Annotated in this window: 5 protein-coding genes and 3 pseudogenes; 5 read left to right on the forward strand and 3 right to left on the reverse strand. The window is 67.8% G+C overall.

Annotation, left to right across the window (positions count from 1 at the left end; genetic code table 11):
* Positions 1-94: 94 nt before the first annotated feature.
* Both AB0D04_RS33080 and AB0D04_RS33085 read left to right on the forward strand, forming a co-directional pair.
* A pseudogene (locus AB0D04_RS33080) lies at positions 95-199 on the forward strand (phosphatase); the annotation flags it as partial.
* A 29-nt stretch (positions 200-228) separates the two neighbouring features.
* On the forward strand, positions 229-612 hold the full coding sequence (locus AB0D04_RS33085) for a hypothetical protein (RefSeq protein WP_362710917.1): 384 nt from the start codon (positions 229-231) through the stop codon (positions 610-612).
* A 60-nt stretch (positions 613-672) separates the two neighbouring features.
* Here the strand turns inward: AB0D04_RS33085 and AB0D04_RS33090 are convergent.
* Positions 673-818 (reverse strand): annotated as a pseudogene (locus AB0D04_RS33090) (transposase); the annotation flags it as partial.
* A gap of 275 nt (positions 819-1093) precedes the next feature.
* Positions 1094-1498 (reverse strand): MerR family transcriptional regulator, encoded by a 405-nt coding sequence (locus tag AB0D04_RS33095; protein WP_362710920.1) that lies wholly within the window; start codon positions 1496-1498, stop codon positions 1094-1096.
* Between the two features lie 414 nt (positions 1499-1912).
* Here AB0D04_RS33095 and AB0D04_RS33100 point away from each other — a divergent pair, with 414 nt between their 5' ends.
* The 3 genes from AB0D04_RS33100 to AB0D04_RS33110 all read left to right on the forward strand — a co-directional run bounded on the left by AB0D04_RS33100 (position 1913) and on the right by AB0D04_RS33110 (position 7099).
* Positions 1913-3415, forward strand: coding sequence for a SulP family inorganic anion transporter (locus AB0D04_RS33100; protein WP_362710923.1), 1503 nt, complete (start codon positions 1913-1915; stop codon positions 3413-3415).
* 231 nt (positions 3416-3646) lie between these two features.
* On the forward strand, positions 3647-5203 hold the full coding sequence (locus tag AB0D04_RS33105; protein ID WP_362710926.1) for a hypothetical protein: 1557 nt from the start codon (positions 3647-3649) through the stop codon (positions 5201-5203).
* A 381-nt stretch (positions 5204-5584) separates the two neighbouring features.
* On the forward strand, positions 5585-7099 hold the full coding sequence (locus AB0D04_RS33110) for an MDR family MFS transporter (RefSeq protein ID WP_362710929.1): 1515 nt from the start codon (positions 5585-5587) through the stop codon (positions 7097-7099).
* Positions 7100-7456: 357 nt separating this feature from the next.
* Here the strand turns inward: AB0D04_RS33110 and AB0D04_RS33115 are convergent.
* Positions 7457-7890: pseudogene (locus AB0D04_RS33115) on the reverse strand (hypothetical protein); the annotation flags it as partial.

Here is a 7890-nt window from a genome sequence, read left to right on the forward strand (position 1 = left end):
GTTGCCTGCCCGCGGCGCGCACGTCCGCGCCGCATACCGGCCGAGAAGTTCGTGCCACGGGTCACCAGGACAGTCAGGGGGCCCGTCGGACAGGGTGGCGGTCAACGTGGCGCTACGCAACGGGGTGGCGGTGGCACCCGACCCGTTCGGCGGCGAGGTCTTCTTCACCGACGGTGAGACCGCATGGATGCGGTGCGACGATGCACGGCTGGTGCCCATTCCCGCGGAATGATCAGCAAAGAGAAGGCCCAAAGCGTGCTGGACGAGGCTGCAGCCCTTACTGCCGGCAAAGTCACCGTCTCCAACTACCGCTTCGAGAAAGAAAACCCGGACGACGAAGACTGCGGCCTGGGGACACTGCACTGCGAATGCAACGGCAAGCCACTCTCGTTCGGCGTCGAACAGGAGCCGAACGACTACCTCGACATGGGAGCAGCGTGCCAAGCCATCGAAGCGCTCGGCTCCCATGATGGCCCCCGGGACTTCCGCTACGTCGAGCAGAAAGGCTCGCCACTCAACGACGACATCATGGTCCTGCCCACAACCGAGCAGCGTGAAGGTCTCCTCCAACACCTCGGCATCACGTTCGAACCTCCTGTGCGCTCATGCTGACCACGACGTCGCCCCTGGCGCGTTTCCGGGACGCAGCCTCTGCGCCGGCACCCCGCGCACCTAGGGTGTGTCCGCATGCCATGGGAGCCAGAGTTGTAGGCAGGCGAGGGTGACCATGGCTTGGTAGTGGGTGGCTCGTTTGTCGTAGGGGTGGCGAGGGCTCTGTTCTGTTTGAGGCGGCCGAAGCAGCGTTCGACGACGTTGCGGCGTCGGTAGAGGGTGTGGTCGAGGCGGCAGAGGTTTTCGTCGCGTATCAGTCGGTCGTTGATCTGGTCGATGCGTTCCGGGATCGTGCAGGCGATCCCGCGTTTACGCAGGTAGGCGCGGATCTTCCAGGACGAGCACCCCTTGCCGGCGGAATCGCCGGCCGTCTCCGGCAGTGAATGTCACGTCCGCGGTGAGCCACTTGTTGAAGGCCGAGGCGTCCAAGGACGGCGGCAGCCGGGAGCGAGGGAAGCTGGGTCAGTCCAGGCGACCGCCGTCAAGCAAGCCGTACCGGTGCAAGACGTTCGCGCAGGGTGGCGGCGAACTCCTCGGCCCGCGCGAGTTGGGTCTGCAGATCTGTCACCCGCTCAGCGGCCATCCGCTCGAACTCGCGCACCTGTGCCAGGCCTTCCTCCCGCTCCTCGGCCGAGAGCTCTTCGCCGGAGTCCAGGCGGTCGGTGGCGTCCATCAGGTCGCGCATCTGCTCCAGCGTGAAGCCGAGCGGCTTCATCCGGCGGATGACCATGAGGCGGGCGATGTCGGTCTCGGTGTAGAGGCGGAAGCCTCCCTGCGAGCGGGCCGAGGGGGTGACCAGGCCGGTCTCCTCGTAGTGGCGGATGGTGCGCAGGGACAGCTCGGTCCGCGCGGCGACCTCGCCGATCTGCATGTGCTCGCTGCTCACCTGGTGCGCCCTCTCGCGGCCGTGCGGTGGCCCGTACGGCCACCTTCCCTCTCTACCCTAACGTTAGGGTAGAGTTGCTCGCGGTTGAGGGCACTGTGCCCTCTCTTTCTGGTGCGGGCCCGCATCCCGCACCGTCAGCCGTGCCAGGATCGACGACGCTCCCGGCGATGACCACCGAGCCCGTAGGAGCGCGCGCGTGTCCGTGATGCCTGCCGCCGCTGCCTGCCCGCCGTGATCCGCTGCCCCTGATCAGCACGTCGCGGGCCTTCGGCTCCCGAGCCCGAGCCCCGCTTTCTGCGCCCCAAGACTTCCTGCCCGTACTGCTTCGCGCGGGCCCCGCACGGACCGTCCGGTCCGATAGGCCTTCCCCGCACGCCCGCCCAGGGTGTGCCCGAACCCGACAGGCATTTCCCCTTGTCCTCCTCCGCACCGTCCGCCGCTGCGCGCCTGCGCCTGGGCCGCCCGTCCTGGCTCTCCCCGAAGGTCTTCCGTACCGAGGCTCTGGCTGGTCTCGTGGTGGCTTTCGCGCTGATCCCCGAGGTGATCTCGTTCTCGATCATCGCCGGAGTCGATCCGGCGATCGGCCTGTTCGCGTCCTTCACCATGGCGGTGACGATCGCGATCGTCGGCGGCCGACCGGCGATGGTCTCCGCGGCGGCCGGTGCGGTGGCCCTGGTCGTCGCGCCGCTCAACCGGGAGCACGGCTTCGGCTATCTGGTCGCGGCCGTCATCCTCGCCGGCGTCTTCCAGATCGTGCTGGGCGCTCTGGGTGTCGCGAAGCTGATGCGGTTCGTGCCGCGCAGCGTGATGGTCGGCTTCGTCAACTCCCTGGCGATCCTGATCTTCATGGCGCAGGTGCCGGAGATGACGGGCGTGCCGTGGGCCGTCTACCCGCTGATCGCCGGCGGCCTGGCGCTGACGGTGTTCTTCCCCAAGGTCACCAAGGTGGTGCCCGCGCCGCTGGTGTCGATCGTGGTCCTCACCGTCATCACGGTCGCGGCAGGAATCGCGGTGCCGACCGTGGGCGACAAGGGCGAACTGCCCTCCTCGCTGCCGGTGCCGGGCCTGCCTGATGTGCCATTCACCCTGGATACGTTGAAGATCGTCGCTCCGTACGCGTTCGCCATGGCGCTGGTCGGGCTGTTGGAGTCCCTGATGACGGCCAAGTTGGTCGACGACCTCACCGACACCCGCTCCTCCAAGACCCGCGAGTCGATCGGACAGGGCATCGCCAACATCGTCACCGGCTTCTTCGGCGGCATGGGCGGCTGCGCGATGATCGGCCAGACCATGATCAACGTACGGGTGTCCGGCGCCCGGACCCGCCTGTCCACCTTCCTGGCCGGCGCCTTCCTGATGGTGCTGTGTATCGCCTTCGGCCCGATCGTCTCCGACATCCCCATGGCAGCCCTCGTCGCCGTCATGGTCACGGTGTCGATCGGCACCTTCGACTGGCACTCCATCGCCCCGAAGACCCTGAAGCGGATGCCCGTCGGGGAGATCACCGTCATGCTGGTCACGGTCGCCTGCGTGGTGGCCACCCACAACCTCGCCATCGGCGTCGTCGCGGGCTCCCTCACCGCGATGGTCATCTTCGCCAAGCGCGTCGCCCACCTGGCGAACGTCACCGCCGTCACCGACCCCGACGGCAAACAGGTCGTCTACTCCGTCACCGGGGAACTGTTCTTCGCCTCCTCCAACGACCTGGCCACCCAGTTCCATTACGGCACCGACCCCGACAAGGTCGTCATCGATCTGAGCGCCGCACACGTCTGGGACGCCTCATCCGTCGCAGCCCTCGACGCGATCGAGACCAAGTACGCCCAGCGCGGCAAGACCGTCGAGATCATCGGCCTCAATCAGCCGAGCGCCCAGATCCACGAGAAGCTCAGCGGCGAACTCACCGGGAGCCAGTGACCCGTCTCCCGTGGCGCGGGGATGGTGCACACCGGACCGGCCCTCATTCGGCACAAGGAACGATCGCCCACTGCCTGTGGCTTCCGCTCGGAACGCCGCTTCGTTTGCTACGTCGCTCTCTGTCCCCCGCCCCGATGTCAGAGGCGGATGCCAAGGTTGTCTATGTCGGGCCCTGCCGTCGGGATCCCGGCGACAGCGAAACGACCGACCAGGACAAGCGGGGGAGGCAACATGACGGATCTCTACGGTGTGCGTGTGCTGGCGGTGGATCCGCCCCATCGGCGCCTACGGCTGCGGGTCACCGTCGTCTACTACGACATCGGCTCGCATGCACCACTGACCGACGACGCGAGCTTCTTCCTCCGTGTCCTGCGGGAGTCCGCGTACGAGGCGCCGCTGGGCGGCGTGATCACCCAGGACCAGTACCTCGACGAGGTGTGGGTGGACACCCATACCCGGTGGTTCATCGAGAGTGTGCAGCGAATCGCGGCACGCAACTTCCCTTACACGTCGGCGGCGGAGAGGCGTCTCGACGAGAGCGGTCTCGGGTTTCCGTGGGAGGACGGGAACAGGTTCGACCAGATGTCCCCCGAGGCCGCTGCGGAGATGCTCCGTAGCGAGGAGGTGCGCGTAGGCGCCGACTACGACGTGGTGGTCACCGACTCTCGCTGGATGGAGCATCTGGAAGTCGGGGACTGGTGGCGCACCGCCAGTTATCCCACGCACGCCGACTGGCCGCTCGCGGGCGAGGCGGGGACGGTGCCCGAACTGCGCCGCCCCGTGGCCAGGTTGAAGCCTTTTGGCGAGGACGAGGCTCGTCATCTGGCGTTCTCCGACGACGGCCGGTTCCTGGCTGTCAGCAGCGAGTGGGACGGCGAGCTGGTGGTGTACGGCACCGACGGCTGGCGTGAATGCATGCGCGCCCGCCCCGACGGGGACGCGTACACGTCGCCCTGGCTGATGTGGATTCCCGGGGAGCCGGTGGTCACCGTTCGCCATCAGGAGGACGCGTACCCGCAACTGGCCTACGACGCGGCGTCGGGCGGTCCGGCCGAGGCGTCGGCGCAGGCGGGACTTGTGCGTTCGCCCACCGGCCGTTACCGCGTCGACCATGCGGTCGGGGCGGCGGCCGGGTCTGCCGTCGCGCTGCTGTCGCCCACCGGCGAGACGAGGGTGATACCGGTGGGCGAGAGCGGGGACAAGGACGAGACCAAGGGCAAGACCGAGGACGAGTCCACGGACGAGGACGAGGACGAGATCCAGAACCGGGCCGAGGCAGCGGACGACGGCGAAGCCGCGGAGTACGAGGACGAGGACGAGGACTGGTACGTCGAGGAGCCGGGGCCCGTGGATCCGTACCAGGGCGTGGCGTTCTCTGCCGACGAGACGAAGATGTTCGTCGCCCGTGGCACCCGGGTGTACGTGCTGGACCCCTCGAACGGCCGGAATCTGGACGTGATTGAGAACGACGAGATGACGGTCCAGTGCCTCAGGGTGAGCCCCGGCGGCGACCACTTGGCCGTCGCCGGCGTCACTCCGGGGCAGGCCGATGTGACCATCCGGCGGGTCAGCGACCACCGGCTGGTGACCCGTCACGCCATGAGCGGTCGCGGGACCACCGCGCGGAGCCTGGATGTGGCCTGGTCACCCGACGGCCACCGACTGGTGGCCGGCCTGACGTTCCTGGACCGCAACTGGAGGCCCAAGGGCAGCGAAATTCGTGTCTTCCGCATGGGCCTGGCCACCGAGCCGCCGGCCTTCCTGCGGGGGGACGGGGGCGGCGTATGAGGGTGCCGGACGTCGGAGCGCGCTGGTCCGGCGACGTCAAGGCCCGGCTGAGCACGCCTGCCCGTCGTCAGCAGGAGGGGGCGGTTACGGAGGGCCGCCATTGCGACGCCGGGCAGCGCAAAGGCCGGAAACGGCGACGGCGAACCCTGCCGACATACGCCGACGTTCCGGACAGCTTGTCGGGGTGGGGTGGCCGACGGATGCCTTCGTTGATCAGACGAAAATTCGGGGGAGATATGTGCAACGATGCGGAAGACTTGGGCAGGCCGATGAGTTCTGCCAGGCGTGCCGGTCTTTATCGGTGTCCCCACCACCCCCGTCCATGCCGGCGGCCCTTGGCTGCGAGGCGACTGTGACCAGGAACCCCAGCGAGGTGCTGCGATGTCAGCTGCGATACCAGAACGACCGGCCGTGAAGGCGGGCCGCACCCCGATGGTGGTGCGGCTGCTGGTACTGGCCACGTTCGTGGTGATCCTCAACGAGACCATCATGATCAACGCTATCCCGCGATTGATGGATTCGTTGCGCATCACCGAGCAGGCGGCGCAGTGGGTGTCCACCGTGTTCATGCTCACCATGGCCGTTGTGATCCCGATCACCGGTTGGTTCCTGCAGCGGGTCACCACCCGCCAGGCCTACGCGATAGCGATGGGCGTGTTCCTCGCGGGTACCGTGCTGTCAGCCGTCGCGCCGTCCTTCGAGGTGCTGCTGCTGGGTCGGGTCGTGCAGGCCGCAGGCACGGCCGTGATGATGCCGCTGCTGATGACCACGTTGATGATCGTGGTGCCCGAGCATGATCGCGGCCGGGTGATGGGCAACGTCACCCTGGCGATCTCGGTGGCGCCCGCGCTCGGACCTGCCGTGTCCGGGCTGATCCTGCAGGTCGGCTCCTGGCGCATGCTGTTCGTGGTCGTCCTGCCGATCGCGGCTCTGGTGACCGTGTTCGGGCTGCGCAATGTGGAAAACATCAGCGACCCGCAGGTGAGCTCCATCGACTGGCTCAGCGTCGGCTTGGCGGCGCTCGGATTCGGCGGCCTGGTATACGGCCTGAGCCTCTTCGGCGACACCGACGGCAAGGTCGGGCTCGGCGTCGGCATCGTCATCACCGGGGTCGTGGCAATCGCGGTTTTCGTGATCCGCCAGCTCAAGCTGCAACGCACCGGTGCGCCCCTGATGGACCTGCGCACCCTCGGGCACCGGACCTACAGCCTGTCCTTGGTCCTCATGTCCATCGGGTTCATGGCGATGCTCGGGGCGATGATCCTGCTGCCGCTGTACCTGCAGAACTTGCGCGGGCTCAGCCCGCTGGAGACCGGCCTGCTGGTCATGCCGGGCGGTCTGGGCATGGGCCTGCTGGGACCGATCGTCGGAAAGGTGTTCGATAGATTCGGTAGTCGGCCGCTGGTGCTGCCCGGCTCGATCGGCATGGTGCTCGCCCTCGGCGGGTTCACCCAGGTCTCCACGACGATGCCGTACTGGCAGGTGCTGGGACTGCATGCGCTGCTGATGGTGAGCCTGGCGGCGACGTTCACTCCGGTCTTCACGCTTGGCATGGGCGGGCTTCCCCCGCATCTGTACTCGCACGGCAGCTCGATGCTCGGGACGTTGCAGCAAGTCGCCGCAGCGTTCGGGACCGCGCTTGTGGTGACCGTGATGTCCGCGCGCTCCAGCCACCTGATCGCCGACGGCGTCGCTGCCGTGTCCGCACAGGTGAGCGGGATGAAGCTGGCCTTTGGCGTCACGGCCGTCCTCGCCCTGGTGACGATCGTCGTCGCGGCGAAGCTGCCGCACCAGATCGCGGGCGCCGACACCCAAGACCAGGGCAGCGCCGACGCGGACCCGCCCGTCGCCCAACACCCCGGCCAAGGCGAGCGCATCACCGCCAACGAGACCTGACCGGCAAAGACGTGGTCAGACGGTGTCGCTGATCGCCTTGATCGGCATCTTGCGGCACCCACTGTCACGGCCCCCTCTCTCCTCTCCACCTCAGTACGAGAAGACCCGCACCGGTCCTACGGTGCGGGTCTTCTCGTCTACTCGCGCCTTGGCAATGACGCTTCGCAACTGAGGGCACGGGTAACAGCAGGCTCAGAGGTGGAGGAGCGTCGGAACCCTGGTTCTCCCGGGCGCCGTCAAGCAGCGTCATCCTGATATGTCGCCGGCGGAGCCCCATGCGCCAGATGAGCGAATGCCTCGTATCTCTCCCGCCGCAGAGTCTTGATGGCCACGCTCTGTTCCTTCGCTCAGGTGCGGTTACCAGCGCAGTGGCGTTCGCCCCCCGGCAGCGGCGACGAGCGCGTCAGCCAGTGCCTGTGGAACGCCGTGGTGCTCACGGACCAGGCGGCCCTCAAGCACGCCGGCATCGATCTGGTCGTGGCCGCCGTCGCTCGCGATGAGCACCATCTCGTCGGCAGGGATCGTCATCTCGGTGATGGTCGCCGCGGTGGCGCAGGCCAGGGGCTTGCGGATCACGTGGTCGGCCACGTGGGCGACCTGTTCCGCCACGTCGACGGGGCTCTTCTCTTCCAGAAGCTGCTCGACGACCGTGTAGCCGTCCTTGGCGAGCATGAGCATCCAGCGCGCAGCCACCCGATGGGCGCCGGACTCCAAGGTGAGCGGCAGCCCGCGGAGCGTGCGGCACCGGCCGTGACCGGCACCGACGGCTCCCCCTGCGCGTCGCTGGCCTG

The sequence above is a fragment of the Streptomyces sp. NPDC048483 genome (genome assembly GCF_040651455.1).
In the GTDB taxonomy this organism is placed as follows: Bacteria; Actinomycetota; Actinomycetes; order Streptomycetales; family Streptomycetaceae; genus Streptomyces.